This is a genomic window from Candidatus Cloacimonadaceae bacterium (assembly GCA_030693415.1).
Taxonomy (GTDB): domain Bacteria; phylum Cloacimonadota; class Cloacimonadia; order Cloacimonadales; family Cloacimonadaceae; genus JAUYAR01.
In genome coordinates, this window is sequence record JAUYAR010000043.1 from 1 (window position 1) to 15,143 (window position 15,143).

Annotated in this window: 17 protein-coding genes; 15 read left to right on the forward strand and 2 right to left on the reverse strand. The window is 47.9% G+C overall.

Translation table 11 applies throughout. The features are described 5' to 3' along the window. The 11 genes from Q8M98_02875 to Q8M98_02925 form a co-directional block, all read left to right on the forward strand. On the forward strand, nt 1–382 hold a 382-nt coding region (locus tag Q8M98_02875), incomplete at its 5' end, for a hypothetical protein (protein MDP3113697.1). Then, the gene (locus Q8M98_02880) at nt 382–870 is read left to right on the forward strand and encodes a hypothetical protein (GenBank protein MDP3113698.1); all 489 of its coding nucleotides are present in this window, start codon (nt 382–384) and stop codon (nt 868–870) included. The genes Q8M98_02875 and Q8M98_02880, both read left to right, overlap by 1 nt. Further along, the gene (locus tag Q8M98_02885; GenBank protein ID MDP3113699.1) at nt 867–1,268 is read left to right on the forward strand and encodes a hypothetical protein; all 402 of its coding nucleotides are present in this window, start codon (nt 867–869) and stop codon (nt 1,266–1,268) included. The genes Q8M98_02880 and Q8M98_02885 overlap by 4 nt, the downstream gene beginning before the upstream one ends. Next, entirely contained in the window at nt 1,265–2,461 is a 1,197-nt protein-coding gene (locus Q8M98_02890) for a phage portal protein (protein ID MDP3113700.1), read from the forward strand. The genes Q8M98_02885 and Q8M98_02890 overlap by 4 nt, the downstream gene beginning before the upstream one ends. A 74-nt stretch (nt 2,462–2,535) precedes the next feature. Further along, entirely contained in the window at nt 2,536–4,278 is a 1,743-nt protein-coding gene (locus Q8M98_02895; protein ID MDP3113701.1) for an XkdF-like putative serine protease domain-containing protein, read from the forward strand. A 27-nt stretch (nt 4,279–4,305) separates the two neighbouring features. Then, nucleotides 4,306–4,656: a hypothetical protein gene (locus tag Q8M98_02900; protein MDP3113702.1), complete on the forward strand. Its 351-nt coding sequence runs from the start codon at nt 4,306–4,308 to the stop codon at nt 4,654–4,656. Then, on the forward strand, nt 4,656–5,207 hold the full coding sequence (locus Q8M98_02905; GenBank protein ID MDP3113703.1) for a hypothetical protein: 552 nt from the start codon (nt 4,656–4,658) through the stop codon (nt 5,205–5,207). Before Q8M98_02900 ends, Q8M98_02905 begins: the two co-directional genes overlap by 1 nt. Nucleotides 5,208–5,239: 32 nt before the next feature. After that, complete coding sequence (locus tag Q8M98_02910; GenBank protein MDP3113704.1) at nt 5,240–5,440, forward strand: hypothetical protein; 201 nt, start codon at nt 5,240–5,242, stop codon at nt 5,438–5,440. 16 nt (nt 5,441–5,456) lie between these two features. After that, complete coding sequence (locus Q8M98_02915) at nt 5,457–5,807, forward strand: hypothetical protein (protein ID MDP3113705.1); 351 nt, start codon at nt 5,457–5,459, stop codon at nt 5,805–5,807. A 109-nt stretch (nt 5,808–5,916) separates the two neighbouring features. Further along, complete coding sequence (locus tag Q8M98_02920; GenBank protein ID MDP3113706.1) at nt 5,917–6,735, forward strand: DNA adenine methylase; 819 nt, start codon at nt 5,917–5,919, stop codon at nt 6,733–6,735. Next, the gene (locus Q8M98_02925) at nt 6,732–7,514 is read left to right on the forward strand and encodes a DNA adenine methylase (protein MDP3113707.1); all 783 of its coding nucleotides are present in this window, start codon (nt 6,732–6,734) and stop codon (nt 7,512–7,514) included. The genes Q8M98_02920 and Q8M98_02925 overlap by 4 nt, the downstream gene beginning before the upstream one ends. On the opposite strand, the gene Q8M98_02930 is transcribed toward Q8M98_02925, so the two are convergent. Continuing rightward, on the reverse strand, nt 7,509–8,300 hold the full coding sequence (locus Q8M98_02930; GenBank protein ID MDP3113708.1) for a hypothetical protein: 792 nt from the start codon (nt 8,298–8,300) through the stop codon (nt 7,509–7,511). The two genes, Q8M98_02925 and Q8M98_02930, sit on opposite strands and share 6 nt — an antisense overlap. A gap of 60 nt (nt 8,301–8,360) precedes the next feature. Here Q8M98_02930 and Q8M98_02935 point away from each other — a divergent pair, with 60 nt between their 5' ends. From Q8M98_02935 to Q8M98_02950, 4 genes are all read left to right on the forward strand, one after another. Then, nucleotides 8,361–11,186, forward strand: coding sequence for a hypothetical protein (locus Q8M98_02935; GenBank protein MDP3113709.1), 2,826 nt, complete (start codon nt 8,361–8,363; stop codon nt 11,184–11,186). A gap of 20 nt (nt 11,187–11,206) precedes the next feature. After that, nucleotides 11,207–12,694 (forward strand): hypothetical protein, encoded by a 1,488-nt coding sequence (locus tag Q8M98_02940; protein ID MDP3113710.1) that lies wholly within the window; start codon nt 11,207–11,209, stop codon nt 12,692–12,694. After that, nucleotides 12,682–13,134: a hypothetical protein gene (locus Q8M98_02945; protein MDP3113711.1), complete on the forward strand. Its 453-nt coding sequence runs from the start codon at nt 12,682–12,684 to the stop codon at nt 13,132–13,134. The genes Q8M98_02940 and Q8M98_02945 overlap by 13 nt, the downstream gene beginning before the upstream one ends. 86 nt (nt 13,135–13,220) lie before the next feature. After that, nucleotides 13,221–13,874: a hypothetical protein gene (locus Q8M98_02950; GenBank protein MDP3113712.1), complete on the forward strand. Its 654-nt coding sequence runs from the start codon at nt 13,221–13,223 to the stop codon at nt 13,872–13,874. Between the two features lie 55 nt (nt 13,875–13,929). Here Q8M98_02950 and Q8M98_02955 read toward each other — a convergent pair whose 3' ends face one another. Then, nucleotides 13,930–14,322 (reverse strand): hypothetical protein, encoded by a 393-nt coding sequence (locus Q8M98_02955; protein ID MDP3113713.1) that lies wholly within the window; start codon nt 14,320–14,322, stop codon nt 13,930–13,932. Nucleotides 14,323–15,143: the final 821 nt, after the last annotated feature.

Here is a 15,143-nt window from a genome sequence, read left to right on the forward strand (position 1 = left end):
CTTTAAAGAGCATAGAACGCTAGTTCTGGAGATTGTACGTTCGGTTGTTATACCGGAACACTATACCCGGGCAATCCAAGAAGATATGCCGGAGGATGATCCCTTCCTGATTTCTTTTCGTTTTGGGTTCTGCTTTCTGATGCTGCACAGCACAGTCGAGTTTCTCAATTTGAAGACCCTGGGCGAGGGAATAGTCAAGACCGTAGGATTAGACCAGTCTGCTACCGAACTGCTCACAGGGAGCGAAATTGACGCATTCAAAGCTAACCTTGAACTAAGAGCACTGACCGGACTTCGAGACTATCTCAACCCTACCGGTATGCAGAGATTGGATGAGCTTAAACCCAGACCTCCAAGAGTGATCCGGGTGGGAGTTATCTGATGCCTGATAGCTATACAACTCCGGATGAACTGATGCGGGAGATCTACTTGGCTATCTATGCTGCTTTGGAGAGCCGTCTGCATCTGATAGGTTCTGTGATCGATGCTGAGTCCCGCAAGGAGATACTGGCAAAGCAGATATACGATAAGGGCGACTTCTACGGCAATACAGGCTATCTGGTCGAGACCTGTCCTGATGCAATGATCCTCAGAGTAGGCTCCAATGTACGTCACGAGCCTTTCGTTTTGGGCGGCAAAGTGCCTTCCTGGACTCCGATTGCTCCACTAATCGCCTGGGTCGAACGCAAGCACCTGTCTTGGACTGAAAAAGAGACGGGGAAGCTGCTGATCGTAGCCGAGATCGCTTATCTCATCCGGGGCAAGATCAAGCGGGAAGGCATAGCTGCCCGTAATGTGTTCGCTGAGGTTATCGCTAACCGGGAGCAGTGGATATATCAACAACTGAACAGCATCGAGGTAAGTCTATGACCGCACATGAGAAGTTTATCGCAGACCGGAATCGAATAGTCGATGCATTGGGGTTTTCCGATATACCTACCATCCAATTTAACAAGGATGCCATACCCAAGCAGTTACCCTGTGCTATCGTGATCCTGGACTCAGAAACAGGCAAGAACGGCACTTCAAGACAGTATGTGAGTACTGACCTGGCATGGACAGTCTTCCTGATCGTCAATGCCCAGAACGTGGATGATCCTGATTCTGATCTCTATCAACTCAAAGAGAAGTTCCGCTCTTTCTATCTCAAACTGATGAACCGGGACCTGCCCAGTGTGGAATACTATACCAGCCGCATTGACGGCACCAGACTGGTCAGGATCGCCAAGATCGACCTCTTGAAAGCAGGAACAGGAACCTCTGCATGAGAGTAATGCGACTGGGTGGATACAACCTGGCTATCAGCTCTGCTGCTGAACTCCTGGATACCAAGTATAAGCCTGAGCCGATTGACTTATCCAAGTGCAGCCGGGTCGGGAAGCAACTGATCTCTAAGGCTGCCGAGACCAAGAAGGTCGTATCACAGCCCTATTCAATGAGCAATCTGCTCAATCTCCTGGATACCGATGAGTACCATTCCGGTTGTGTGGATGCATTGTCTATGGCAACCGTAATGGAGTTCGACTGCAAAAATAGCCAGGTTAAGTCATGGATGGAAGCTGCCGAGTTCCCTGCCTGCGAAGACCAGACTACCATCCTGGCAGAGATGATCAAGTTCTATCTGGCCTGTGGGAACGGCTTCCTAATCAAGATGCGTAATGCCCAAGGACAGTGGATGGGACTTGAGAGGATGCTTCCCTCTGAAGTGCAGATTGTGGAAAACTATGACGAGTTCGGCTTCTTTCGCCCCAACTACATCCAAGTGAAGAACAACCAGAAGAAAGACTTTGCTTATGCCGATATCATCCACATCAAGAAGAGCACTCACAAGAGCAATGCCTGGGGCCTGGGCTGCCTTCCTATAGCAATCAATGTCGAGATACTCTCTGAGATCAAGACCTTCGACTACAACAACTTCAAGAACGGTCTGATGATCGACTATTTCGTGATCGTGGAAGGTGGGACTCTTAGGGACGGAACAGTGACTGATGAGCAGGGCAATGAAGTCCTGACCGATGCTTATACCGAGATCGAGAAGGCACTGATCGAAGTGAAAGGCAATGCCAAGAGCCACTCCACAGTGCTGATCGAGAGTGAAAGCCGGGACGTAAAGATACGCCTCGAGCCACTGCGTCAGCAGGATAGAGAGGGCGGCTTCCTCACTCTCAAGAAAGACTTACGAGAAGGTATCTTCGCTTATCACCGGGTCCCGGCAAGGATTGTCTCACAGCTTATCCCAGGGCAGCTTGGTGGCGATAACAAGAGTGATATGCTGATGTTCTACCACTTCGTAGTCAAACCGCTGCAGAACCGCCTCGCACTCACTTTGGCAATAGAGTTCAACTTTGAGTTCGGATGGAATGTCACTCCGGAAGACTTCAACTTCGGTAATCTCACCGAGAAGCTCCAGTCTGCGGATGAGCAGCTCTTTATGCAGAACAGGAACTTCGGAGGTAAGTAAGATATGAAAACAACCCACGGACTATTCAATAACCTATCAAACAATCAACCAATCACTAACCCTAAGGAGGTACAGTGAATATCTTCGGAACTAAGAGCAGGATCGTCAAGAAGGGCGAACTGCGTAATGTGGAAGTCGAACTCGTCTCGCTCCTCTTTGACGAGATGAACCCGGCTAACCAGAAAGGCTTTGTGGTCAAGAATGCCAGTGGCAGAAGCTTTGAACACAAGATCAACTCCACCAAGTTCAAGAGTGAAACATCAGGCACTCAGGGACGGCTTTACGTCACTCTGATGGAACCCAACATCCATGATTCCCAGGGTGACTATTACACCCGGGAAGAGATTCAGAAGTCCTGGGATCACTTCGCCAAGCACGGCTTAGTCGGCAAGTGCGATGTGAATCACAATCTGCAGCCTGTCCCTGAGTTTACAGTCGTTGAGAACTACATCCTCAAGACCAGTGACCGTGAGCATTTTCCCGATGCTAAGGTCGGCTCTTGGGTACAAGTCCTCAAGTGCGAAAACCTCCAGAGTGAGCTCTGGCAGAAGGTCGAGAAAGGTGAGTTCAATGGTGTCTCCATCTATGGACGGGCTGATGACTACAGCGGTACCGAAGCCAGCCTTGCCGAGATCAAGAACGAACTGGGCAGCCTGCGTAAGGTAGCGGAACTGAACAACAACGGCGAGATGCAGAAAGGCATCAATGCCATCACAGAGCGCATCACCGAGCTTGAGAAGAGCAGTGGTACCGTAATCGTATCTGAAGCCATCAAGAGCATCGAGAAGAGCCTGAAAGACCTCTCGGTCACCATGACCAGAGCGATCTCTAAAAGCATCCCCGGTGAGCCGGATGGCAATCAGATGAATGCTGATAAAGAAGTCATGATCGATGGTAACAAGATTGTGGTCAAGGCTTCGCACCGGGAGATCTACAAAGGTATCTCTGATGTGGATTCCGGTAAAGCCATGAACATCCTCAATGCCAATACTACCTCTCTGTTTATCGATGAGGTGATCGGTAGCCAACCTGATGATACCCTCTCCGATATCTCGATCATTCCGCTACTCAAGGATGAGAAGATCGATGCCGGACTGATCGATGACCTGGTCTTCAAGAACAGCCTGGATGGTGCTCTGACGGCTCAGACGGTAGCCACAGCCGATCTCTCTGTCCCCACCGGTATCCTCAATGCCGAGTTCACCTTAGGCAGGGATGTGGTTGAGTTCTATAAGGACAAGTACGGTGAGGATGCCTTCGGTGCCTATGTAGAGAACCATATCGCCAAGAAGACCGAGAAGGCTATCCGTCTGCTCATCTTCAAGGGTGACCGGGTCTCTGCCACCGCCAAGCTAAAAGGTCTGGATGGTGTGATCAAGCTGGCAACTACGGCAACCGATGTCACCAACCTCTCCAAGACCACCTATACCGACTGGGCAAAACGCTTTGAAGCCGCTCTCCTGGCTTTCTCGGATGAGATGTTGGAAGAGCAGGAGAACTTCAAGTTCTATGTCAGTCAGAAAGACCTGATCCGCATCCGAGCCGAACTTGCCAAGCGTGAGACCGGAGCCGGAGACCGCCTGCTGCTGGAAGGTGGCAACGTATCCTTTGCTGGTATCCCTGTAAAGCCCCGTCTCATGACTGATGACTACATCATCGGTGGACTGCCCAAGTTCATCATTATCGGATACAGAACTGATGCCGAACTCAAAGTCGAACACCATGGCGCGGACTGGAAGTACCACTGGTACATCCGTATCCGTCCCGGCATTACCTACATCTCCGGCTTCGTGAAAGTCTTCAAGTTAACCACCTAAACAATAACCATAACATAAGGAGTATCAATGGACTTCATCATTGCCAATCAAGCCTTCATCTTAGGGCTTATCACCACCCTGATCGTCTGGATCATCTTTAAGATAACGGGTAAGACCTTGGATAAGACCAAGATCAACTCCGCTCTGGCGATCATCCTGGACATCATCCAGGATATCAAGATCAACCCTGCTACCAAAGACCTCGACGACTATGCCAAGAAGCAATTGGCAGTCGAGCGTGCTACCAAATCCCTCCCGGCTAAACAAACCAATCTCGTAATGAAGATCTTCGGCACGATCGGAGGCGCAGTAGAGTACGTATTCCATAACCGCAAGTGGCTGTTCAGTATCGGTAAAGCCATCAAGGGAGTATTCTGATGCCGTCATATCCGGTAGTACAACCAACCTATCCTGCCCCCATGCTGGAAGGCGACATGCTCTTCAATACCCTGATGGATGTCATGGTAGCAGACGATATCTACTTCGGGATAGGCACCTATACCGAAACCGATGTCAATACTCTCTATGCCACACAGGGTAGTGTTAAGACCGAACTGACCACCAACTTCGATCTGCTCGGGGAACTGGCTGAGAAACCCGGTAAAGCCGATTCCAAGATCACCAAGCTCAAGACCCGAAACTATGCCATACCCGGCAAGCGAACCTCCACTGTGGAACTGACTATTGTGGGCCTGTCCACCAAGCAGAAGAACTTCCTTGAGAGCTCTGCTTTTATGGGTAAGAACACCACTATCGTAGTTACCTCCAAGGGTCTTGATAGAGTGGTGATCTTCAATGGTCTACGTTGGACAGTAGATTGGTCAGGTGAAGCTGACGGTCTGTTTACAGTCGTGATCAGCACCGAGTTCTCCGGAGTCACTTCCAACAAGATCTTCCTGCTCAAGGACATCCCGGCAGCAGGAATCTGATGCCAATAACCATTAACCAACAAGGATAAGACATGGATTGCCAATGCAAACCCGAGATCAAGCAAAAAATCGATAGTGTGCATGAGGAGATCTACGGCAATGGTAACAGCAATAACTCACTGGTAACTCGTATGGCGAGAGTGGAGACGAACATGAAGCTGCTTCTGGGCGTCTCCACTACCCAGTTCTTCATGCTGATCGGCGTTGCCATCAAGATGTTCTTTGGACAATAGAAAAGGAAAACAAACCATGAAGCGAGAACCCCAACTCAGCTATAAACAACTGCGGCAGATACTCTGCCTCACGATCTCTAATAAGACCCTGAAAGCCAAGCTTGAGGACTTCCTCTCCGGCAAGGTGACTAAGGTCAGTGAAGTGGAATTGCTGGAGATCATCTCCGAATCGGAAATCGATAAAGAGCTGATCCGTATCATTTCCAACCAAGACCCGGACGAGATGGATGCACTCGTTGCTCTGGAGCATATCTCTGCTTTTTTCGTCTATATCAGAGCCAGCAAAGAGAGGTTCAGCGCTTGGCTCGGGAGTTTCGGATTAGCAGTCAAAGCGCAGGCAAATACCCCTACGAGGGCTTCGAAATGATGATGCGTAAGCTTGGTTTTACCACTGAGGACTTCGCTAATCTCACCCTGCCGGAGCTGTACCTGCGGCTCTGTCTGACGAGTATGAAAGCCTACAGAGGAGACATCTAATGGATGCACTGATCGGATGGATCGGAGGTAAACGCCTCCTCCGTAAAACTATCTCGCAATACGTTCCCAAGGACATTCAGGGCTACATCGAACCCTTCGGGGGTGCAGCCTGGATGCTGCTCTTCAAAGACAAGTGGGGCGATCTGGAAGTTTATAACGATCTCGATTATCGCCTGGTCAATCTCTTCCTGCAGGTGAAGTATCACCCGGATGAGCTGATTAAAGAACTGGACTTTCTCGTAGCCAGCCGCAAGCTCTTCTGTGACATCCTCAAGCAAGAAGGTCTTACCGAGATACAGAGAGCTGCCAGGTTCATGTTCCTGATCACGAGATCATTCGGAAGCAAAGGTGATAGCTTTGGTACCTCTCAGAAGCGTGGTACCTCCAGTATGTATAACCGCTTGGAACGCATCAAGGAACTCCACAAACGCTTAGACATGGTGATCATCGAGAACCTCTCTTATGAGAAGGTGATTGAGAAGTACGATACCAAGAGCAACTTCTTCTACTGTGATCCACCATACATGCTGGGCTATACCTACGAGAACTCCAAGCAGTTCAGTCATGAAGCCCTCAGAGACATTCTGAAGAGCATCAAGGGCAGGTTCATCCTCTCCTATGATGATAACCCGGATGTGCTCAAGCTATACAAAGGCTATGATATCAGGCATGTCACCAGAACCAAGGGTATCAACCGCAAGGAAGGAAAGTCCGAGTTCAATGAAGTGATCATCGCCAACTTCGATCTCATTGATATCGATCATGATACAGCCAAGACCAAACCCAAAACCACCAAAGAGATCAGGGGGATATCATGAACAGCATCATCTCCTGGGTAGGTGGCAAGCGTCTCCTAAGAAAGAAGATACTGCCACTCATTCCAAAGCATGATATCTACTGTGAAGTCTTTGGCGGTGCTGCCTGGATACTGTTCGGGAAGAGTCCCAACAAGGAAGATTGGCAGATATCCAATAAGAGCCGTTACACTGAAGTCTACAATGACATCAATGGTGATCTGGTGAACTTCTGGAAGTACGTAAAACAGCACCCTGAAGCGTTTGTGACGGAGTTGAATCAATACTTGGTATCAAGGGAGATGTTCGACACGTTCGCTCAACATGAGCCCAAAACCGAGCTGGAACGGGCTATCCGTTTCTACTTCCAGTTATCCTGCAGCTACGGCTCCCGGTCCAAGAACTTCTGCATCATGCAGGGCTACAAATACATGCCACTCCGTAATCTTGAGAAAGTCAAAGCAGCCTCGGAACGGCTAAAACAGGTGATCATTGAAAAGCAGGACTTTGAGAAGCTCATCGCCCGCTTTGATACGCCCAATACCTTTTTCTACCTTGACCCACCCTACTATACAAAGGAGCATCTATACGACAGAGAAGACGCTGACGCTTTTGCCAAGCATGAAGAGCTTGCCTCCGCACTGAAGCACATCAAAGGGAAGTTCCTGCTATCCTACAATAACGACCCTTATATCCGCACACTCTACCAAGGCTTCACCATTGATGAAGTCGAAGCGCAGTACACCGTTTCCGGTGCGTTCCAGACGGAGACGGAGTTACTGATCAGGAATTACAAACTATGAGTTTGTTTGATTTAAGCCAAGCCGGGTTTTTATGAATTCGAGGGTATTTGAGTACTTAGCTGCAACTGAATGTAGGTGTTTAATTTCTGAAAACACTAACAATACTTGGGCTAAGAGCTGTTGGTTCTTTTTTATATCTTTCGTCACCTTGAACCAAACACAAGCGTTTGTATTATATATCTTTGATTCTTTGAAAGGTATCGGATACTCTACGAATCTATCATTCAAAATTGTACATATAGATGTATCGTTGGGGTTTTCTATGATGTATTTTTCTTTCGCATATAAAGCACTCGGTGTTAAAACAACACCAATCCATTCGGATAGAGAATGCCAATCATAAGCTTCTTCAATTGCCTCTCCCATTGCTATATTATTTACAATGTCACATTGATACTTACCATAGCTTATGGCACCACGGAAAAAAACACGTTTTGTAAACTGCTCCCAAAAGAAGCAATCAATTAGTTGAGGTATTAGGCTTAACAATATGCGAGGATCAATTTTGTTTCTTGTCTTCATGGATATACACACAACAAGAGTATCAGATAAGCAAAGAACATCTATGTCTAGGGGCTTGATTTTCTTTTCTAACCCCTCTTTTTTGTCCAATAACGATTGTTTAATATCTGCCCATATCTTGAAGAAAGTAAATCCGAACCGTCTTGATATTAGATCTCTAAATCCTAATACGTCAAGCATAATAACATACCCCTCTTTGATACGAGTGGCAGGGTCTGCATTAAGCTTCTTAATAGTATCCTTGAATAATTTGTCGTTATCCATTGTTACTCCTTTTATCAAGTTTCCATTTTCCATAGTTTTGGTTACTGTCAATCGTAAAATATGCCTGACCTAACTTTCAAACTCATCCTCGTCACTGACGATGCCAATGTCAAGCTTGCCGAAGTCAAGCAGGAGGCGGAGTCCACCCAGTCTGTGGTGGAGAAGCCTGCTGCGGTTAAGATAACGGCAGAACAGGCTCTGGCTACCATTCGTGATGTCAAAATCGCTGTCGATGGAGTGATCCAGGTAGTCGGTGGTCTGGTGCGATCCATGAATGGTCTACTTGATGCATCACTGGGTCAAAGGCAGGCTATGACATTGGCGAAGATATCGTTTGGAGAAGCTGCTGCTGAGATGGGAGAGTTTGCCTCTGCCATGCAATCTTTGACCAACTTCGAAGATGATCAACTGCTGGCTTTGATGTCTAAGCTCTCGCAGACCTTCAAACTGAACAAGGATGAGATTCAACAGCTGGTGCCACTGCTCCTGGACTTTACTGAAGCCAACAAAGCTACCGGGATGAGTGTGGAAAGTGCCTTTGATCTCATGGGTCGGGCTCTGAATGGTCATACTGAGATGTTGGGTCGCTATGGCATTGAGCTTGATGATACCCGGCTCAAGACTGAGGGAGTATCCTATCTGGTCGAGAAATTAGGCGAAGACTATGGTGGTACCGCTATCGCTCTGGCTGATCTGCGTCTGCAGAATGCTAATGCCTGGGGGGATATCCAGGAGACTGTAGGCGATATGCTTACTGTCCTGATCAATCCTCTCCTGCAGGGTTTGCGGTGGCTGATGGATGCCTATCAAAGTCTATCTCCGGTCATGCAGGGCTTCGTAGCCGGGATTGTAGTAGCGATTCCCTTGATCGGTACTATTACAACTACCATTACAGCTTTGACTGCCGCCTATCATGCTCTGCAGGTAGCCATAAACCCGGTGGCAGGGATTATCGGTATTGCAGTGGGTGCTCTGTCTGCACTTGGACTGGGACTGGCAGCAGCCTCGGTTAAGACTGATACGGTAACTGTAGCACAGCGTTCCATGAGCGATGAGATCAAGGACGCTCAGAAACAGGTCTCAGTGGAAGCTGAGAAGTTCAGTCTGTTGGCATCCCGATTGCTTGAGTTACGCTCTGCTACAACCCTTGCCACTGCTGATAAGACTGAGATGAAGAACATCATCAGGTCACTCAATGAGAACTACTCAGAATACCTTGGCAATATCGATCTTGAGACATCCTCGTACAATAACCTGGCAACTGCTCTGCGTAACGCTTCCGATGCACTGGTGCAGAAACAGATAGCTGAAGTCTATGGTGAGAAGTATAATGCTCAGATCAGGAAGGTAGCCGAACTACAGATCGAGATCGACTCCCAAAGAGCTGAGGTAGATCAGGTGCGTGCCCGCAGACAGCAGTTGATGAACTCAGTAGATTGGGACTTCCTGACCAGTGACCGCAATGCTATGGGCTTCAACCCTGCTTCCTACTTCGGTAATGACGGTGAGTGGCTTAAGTTAGAAAGACGCTTGAACCAGTTCGGTGCCTTAACCGGACAACTGCAAGCTGCCAAGAATGATCTGCAGCAGATAGGTACAGCCTATAGACAGGCGATGCTTGATGCTCCGGACCTGACCTTTACACCCACATCTAATACAGGCTCCGGTGGTGGTACCACTCCTGATAACTCTGAATATGATGAGCGGCAACGGCAATTGGAACAGCTTAGGTCGATGCAGCAGAAGTATGATGTCCTGGCTATAGACGATGCTGTGCTGCGGAAACAGAAGGAACTCGAAATCCAGCGGGATGCGGAGCTTGCCAGAGCTCAGTCCTTGGGTGCCTCAGAAGAGCTATTACAGTCCATTAGGGATCACTATGCTGATGAGTCGGTCAAAGTAGAGACTGAAGCTGCCGCAGCAAGAACGGCACAGATCGAAGCTGAAACAGAGCTTAGGCGCAAAGCATTAGAAGAGGAGAGACGGCAACAGCAGGACTTGCAGGATACCCGGTTTGACTTCACACAGCGGAGCCTGGAACTATTGGATAGAACCTGGGATGCGGAACTGAGAGCCATCGACCAGTACTATGCCAAGCGTAGAGAGAAGCTCCTGGCTGCTGGCTTTACCGAACAGCAGATTACTGCTCAGAGTGAAGCAGCCAAGTCCCGGATCAGAAATGACTATGAGATGCGTAACCTGCAAGGGGCTCAACAGATCATGCGAGACCTTGCCAAAGCATCCGAGATCTTTGGAAAGAAGGGGTTTGCCCTCTGGAAGACCTTGGCTATCGGACAGGCAATGATCGATACTTATGCCTCTGCCACTGCTGCATATAAGTCGATGGTCGGTATTCCTGTAGTAGGACCCGGACTGGCGGTCACCGCAGCTGCTGCAGCAATAGGAGCCGGGCTTGCCAATATCGCTGTGATCCAATCTACTGAACCACCCAAGGCAGCTACGGGCGGTCTCTTAGTCGGGAAGACCCATAGTGAGGGTGGCATCCTGATCGAAGCCGAAGGTGATGAGTATATCACCGCCAAAGACAGAGTCAAGGCACTGGGCAGAAACCTGTTTGACTTCCTCAACTTCGCACCCATTGATAAGGTGAAGCTTGCCTTTGCCGGACTGCCGATCCCCTCTGTACCCATGCCTGCCAACCTGGGCTCATATTATGGCACAGGTGGCTCTGTTTCGGGCAGAGGCAGTATGGATAGCATCATGGACACCATCGTCTCGGTGGTGCGGGAAGAGTTCAGTAGTCTCCGACAGAGTATCTCCGATAACAAACCCAATATTGAGATCAATGTCGATCCGCTATCTAATGACCCAGTCAGAGTATCCGAGATAGCCGATACCGGTAAACTGATCAGAAGCGAAGTGTAGTATGAAGAATTGGATATCTTATGCCTAACTTATTCAAAGTTGACTTTATACAAGGCAAGACCGATGCCACTGACTATAACCAACTCAAGCACAGCCTGGTCGATACTGCTACCAATAGAGCTATCATCACCCTGAGCGTCTCAGCCGATAAGCTGCAAGCGGTATCCAACTATAGCCGAGAGCCTAAGCGACTCACCTTTGAGTGTTTTCCAACGGTATGGATACAGGAGAACATCCTCTCCGGAACCAATGAGTATGAGCGTTACATCTCCCACTTTGAAGTGAAGGTCTATCGGGATAATGTGCTGTTCTTTACAGGTATCATTGATACTTCCCAGTTGTCCTTTGATGTAAGCTCAGGCATCCTCAAGTTTACTTGTTACGATAAGATCAAGCTTCTATCGGTCTATTCTGATCTCACTCACTATTACAGTCTAACTGCTGGGTATCTACCGATCTGGATACTGGGCTACTTTCTACAGGATATCGAACAGGCTATCCTGATCTCTATTCCTTATACTAACCAGTTCACCACACCCACTCTGAATATCACTATGGGCAACTCATTTGCCATAGCCCATATCGACTTTGATGATCTGATCGCCTTTCCTAATCCACCCGGAGGCTGGACATACAGCTATCATAATAGTGGATGGCCGGGACCCTATTGGGGTTACCTTGTTGATGTAACTGGAAACAAGATCACCTTCGTCTTTGCCTATAAGAAGATCATCCAGGCAACCTATCCTAATCCTGCCGCCACCAGATATCAGGGACGCTTCAGAGGAAGGGTATTCCGCTTCTATAATGCTATCTGTCCGGTAGTATCCGAGTATGATGAGAAGACCGACTGGGTGGAAGACCTGCAGTCATTGGATAATGCCTATAATGAGTTTCTCGGCTTCTTTACCGATAACGGTATCACCAGTAACACCCTCTTCACTGGACTCAGCAGTACCGGCTTAATCGATGGCAAGAGCTATGGTAGCAGTCAGTATGTTAACCACTGGAACGAAGCCCACTTTCATGGTAATCTGATGCCCTCCAAACTACAACCCGGAGATGCTTACGAGACAGCTCAGGAAGAGCAGACCGATAATCTAAAAGCCATGCAAGCGATGTTAATGCTCTATAATGCCACCATCTTTACAAATGCCTCTGGACAGATCATCCTCAAGAACAAGGATGCTTACTCCACTACCATAATAGACATTGCAGATGAGGATGTGGTATCCTTTGTCGTCAAGCGAGGCAATCAGGAGAAGCCGGATATCAAGACTATCGATGTCCTGGCTGGTGATACCACTCAACTGCAAGGACTGATCAAAGACTACCTGATAGACTTCTATGACTCCAAGTGGAGCGTGGAAACCACTATCGACCAGTTATCCAAATATAACCTCTCCCTCCAGTCCAAGATACGCATTAAGACTAAGGTCTATGCCATAACAGAACTGGAGCGAGACTACATAAACGATGAATACAAGGTGAAAGCATGGCTATTATAAGGGGCTGGAGACTAATCCGGCAGACCTCTAATGGAGTATTCTACTTCAATTGTACCACTGGTCAGGTGGAATACTCTCCCAGACGTAGATACCGCATCGAGAAGAAGAATGCCTTTGATCCGACTATCTTGCATCAGAGAGACGAGTATAGAGAAGATAGCTTCGATCTGCAAGCAACCCTCAATCCCGATGAGTATTATACCCTGATGAACTTCATCACTGCCTCAGGACGTCTCTACCTGGAATACACCGCTTACAATGAAGTGAGGAGTCAGTTCCCGGTCACGGTATCCCAGTTCCCCAAGTGTCCGGATGATCTGCATGAATATACCGAGAAGGTCAAGTTCTCACTCGAGTCCAGATACATCGGCAGTCCCGGCTATATTGACTTTGGAATAATCATCATTGAAGACGATAGCGACAATATCACATCAAGTTAGCCATAAAACCAGAAAACCATAAAGCCATAAAAGCATAAATATGGAAAAGCAGCAAAGCATAAAGACATAAAGACAGAGGATCCTAAATGTTCAAATATGGAATCAGCTACTATATAATGGAAGAGGGAGCACGTAAACCTCAGTCAGGAGTGGATGTACGCTTACTCAGACCCGGAGCCGACTGGCAGAGCGGATTACGTCTCATCGAAACCGAGAACTCAGGTTATTATGAATGTCTGATCGAAACTGAAACCGATTGTGGTTTCTATGAGATCTGGGACAACCGGGGCAACACTAATGGTAGCTTCGGTGGCAAGACCTGCACCATCGGTAAGCTCGATGCCCGGGGTCTGCAAAACGATTGTATCTACGGTAATCACATCCTGGATGGAGTGGTAACCGGAAGTAAGATAGCCAATGAAGCCATTGGCACAGAACACCTGCAAAATGGACTCTTTTCCCTATCTAAGCTACAATACGAAACCCAGGATCAGGATAAAGGAGTGGGAGATAACAGCCAGGCTAGCCCGGCAAAGCTGAGCGATGATAAGGTGATCACCCATGTGCTGGATAAAGAGTATCAGGAGCTTCCGCATATCATCCTAACCAACCAGTGCGATGCCTTCCTGTACATTGTCGATGCCAAGATTGAAGGGAATCTGGTGACAATCATGATCGGGATCAGCCAGGTCTATACCGCCACAGATCCTTTCTATAAGCTCCTTGCCCTCGCTAAATGATGCCCAAGAGAGAAACCCGGCATCGCCGGGTTAAGTGTGATAGATTGGCTCTCGCTTACTTCTTTTCGAGCCTGCAGATCAACTCTGCCATCAGGTTGATCATCTCCTTGTAATCGCTGCATTCCCAGGCATCGTCGGCTTTGATCCTGATCTCTTCCTCGGTCATCTTCTCCGACTGCAGCCAGGGTCCCCGGAACTGATTCCACCAGCTCTTATAGTGGAACTCGTTAGCGTATGGATCATCTTCAACTGGAGCGCTCTCCGAGCCATCCAAACCAGTCTTATCCATCTCGATCACTCTCATGGTTGATCCTAACTTCAATACCCCTGCCTTCTCTGCCAGGATTTCAACTGGCTGCTCCGAACCATCATCTCTCATCAGAACTAATTGGCTGCCTGATTTCACCATCTCCTCGAGCGGTGTCTTGCCTTTCTTTTGCTTGGTCATCTTGATCTCCTTCTCGGTTACCCGACTGTTAACTTATAGGTTCTACATAGAACCAGTCGCAACCGTGGTCAAGTCCTTTCTGCACAATATCATAAGATATCGCATAATACTCGAAGATACCAGATTGGAGGATCAAAATAGCTATAGCGATCATGCTCAATAGGTTAGAGAAATTCATTTGAAAAAACGGTGAAACTCTGCCCCAAAATCGATCACTTAATCAGATTTGAAGTTATCAGCATCTAACTTATCTGTCTGGTATTGATTAGCAAAACCGATTGAAAAAACGATGAAACAAACCATTTGAAAAAAGCGTGATACTCCATTTGAAAAAACGGTGATACTCACTCCATCAGGAAGCCTCGATTTGAAAAAACGGTGACACTATTTGAAATTATGCTTGATACGTTGTAGCTGCGGGAGCGGTGTCTTGGAGCGGTGTCTGGTGGTGTCTAAAGCGGTGCCACGGATTTAGGGCATATCTACATAAAAAAATGTAAAAGAGATTGTTGAATTATGCTGAAGTGGGATTGAGGAGGAACCGTAGGCAAGAACCGACGGGGACGTCGGTAATTCCATATCATGAAGCGCCTGCTCATGATAGGGGTAGGGGAGTTATCCATTACTGGCTCCCCTCCCTCCGAACCGTACGTGCGGTTTTCCCGCATACGGCTCTCCACAAAACAGGTATCTCATGTAAGAGACCGGCATAATTCACTGTGGGCTTCGGTTAATGAGAAAAACCCCCAGTTATCAAAGATTTTGTTATGGTATTGCAGATTATCCATGTTTGTCGCTATACCTTTGCGTTTTTCATGCTT

What these genes read in the sequence shown, in the direction of transcription:
- Q8M98_02910 (MDP3113704.1), top strand. Translation starts at nt 5,240, where the DNA reads ATGGATTGCCAATGCAAACCCGAGATCAAGCAAAAAATCGATAGTGTG.
- Q8M98_02950 (MDP3113712.1), top strand. Translation starts at nt 13,221, where the DNA reads ATGTTCAAATATGGAATCAGCTACTATATAATGGAAGAGGGAGCACGT.
- Q8M98_02920 (MDP3113706.1), top strand. Translation starts at nt 5,917, where the DNA reads ATGGATGCACTGATCGGATGGATCGGAGGTAAACGCCTCCTCCGTAAA.
- Q8M98_02940 (MDP3113710.1), top strand. Translation starts at nt 11,207, where the DNA reads ATGCCTAACTTATTCAAAGTTGACTTTATACAAGGCAAGACCGATGCC.
- Q8M98_02925 (MDP3113707.1), top strand. Translation starts at nt 6,732, where the DNA reads ATGAACAGCATCATCTCCTGGGTAGGTGGCAAGCGTCTCCTAAGAAAG.
- Q8M98_02890 (MDP3113700.1), top strand. Translation starts at nt 1,265, where the DNA reads ATGAGAGTAATGCGACTGGGTGGATACAACCTGGCTATCAGCTCTGCT.
- Q8M98_02930 (MDP3113708.1), bottom strand. Translation starts at nt 8,300, where the DNA reads ATGGATAACGACAAATTATTCAAGGATACTATTAAGAAGCTTAATGCA.
- Q8M98_02955 (MDP3113713.1), bottom strand. Translation starts at nt 14,322, where the DNA reads ATGACCAAGCAAAAGAAAGGCAAGACACCGCTCGAGGAGATGGTGAAA.
- Q8M98_02935 (MDP3113709.1), top strand. Translation starts at nt 8,361, where the DNA reads ATGCCTGACCTAACTTTCAAACTCATCCTCGTCACTGACGATGCCAAT.
- Q8M98_02885 (MDP3113699.1), top strand. Translation starts at nt 867, where the DNA reads ATGACCGCACATGAGAAGTTTATCGCAGACCGGAATCGAATAGTCGAT.
- Q8M98_02880 (MDP3113698.1), top strand. Translation starts at nt 382, where the DNA reads ATGCCTGATAGCTATACAACTCCGGATGAACTGATGCGGGAGATCTAC.
- Q8M98_02900 (MDP3113702.1), top strand. Translation starts at nt 4,306, where the DNA reads ATGGACTTCATCATTGCCAATCAAGCCTTCATCTTAGGGCTTATCACC.
- Q8M98_02905 (MDP3113703.1), top strand. Translation starts at nt 4,656, where the DNA reads ATGCCGTCATATCCGGTAGTACAACCAACCTATCCTGCCCCCATGCTG.
- Q8M98_02945 (MDP3113711.1), top strand. Translation starts at nt 12,682, where the DNA reads ATGGCTATTATAAGGGGCTGGAGACTAATCCGGCAGACCTCTAATGGA.
- Q8M98_02915 (MDP3113705.1), top strand. Translation starts at nt 5,457, where the DNA reads ATGAAGCGAGAACCCCAACTCAGCTATAAACAACTGCGGCAGATACTC.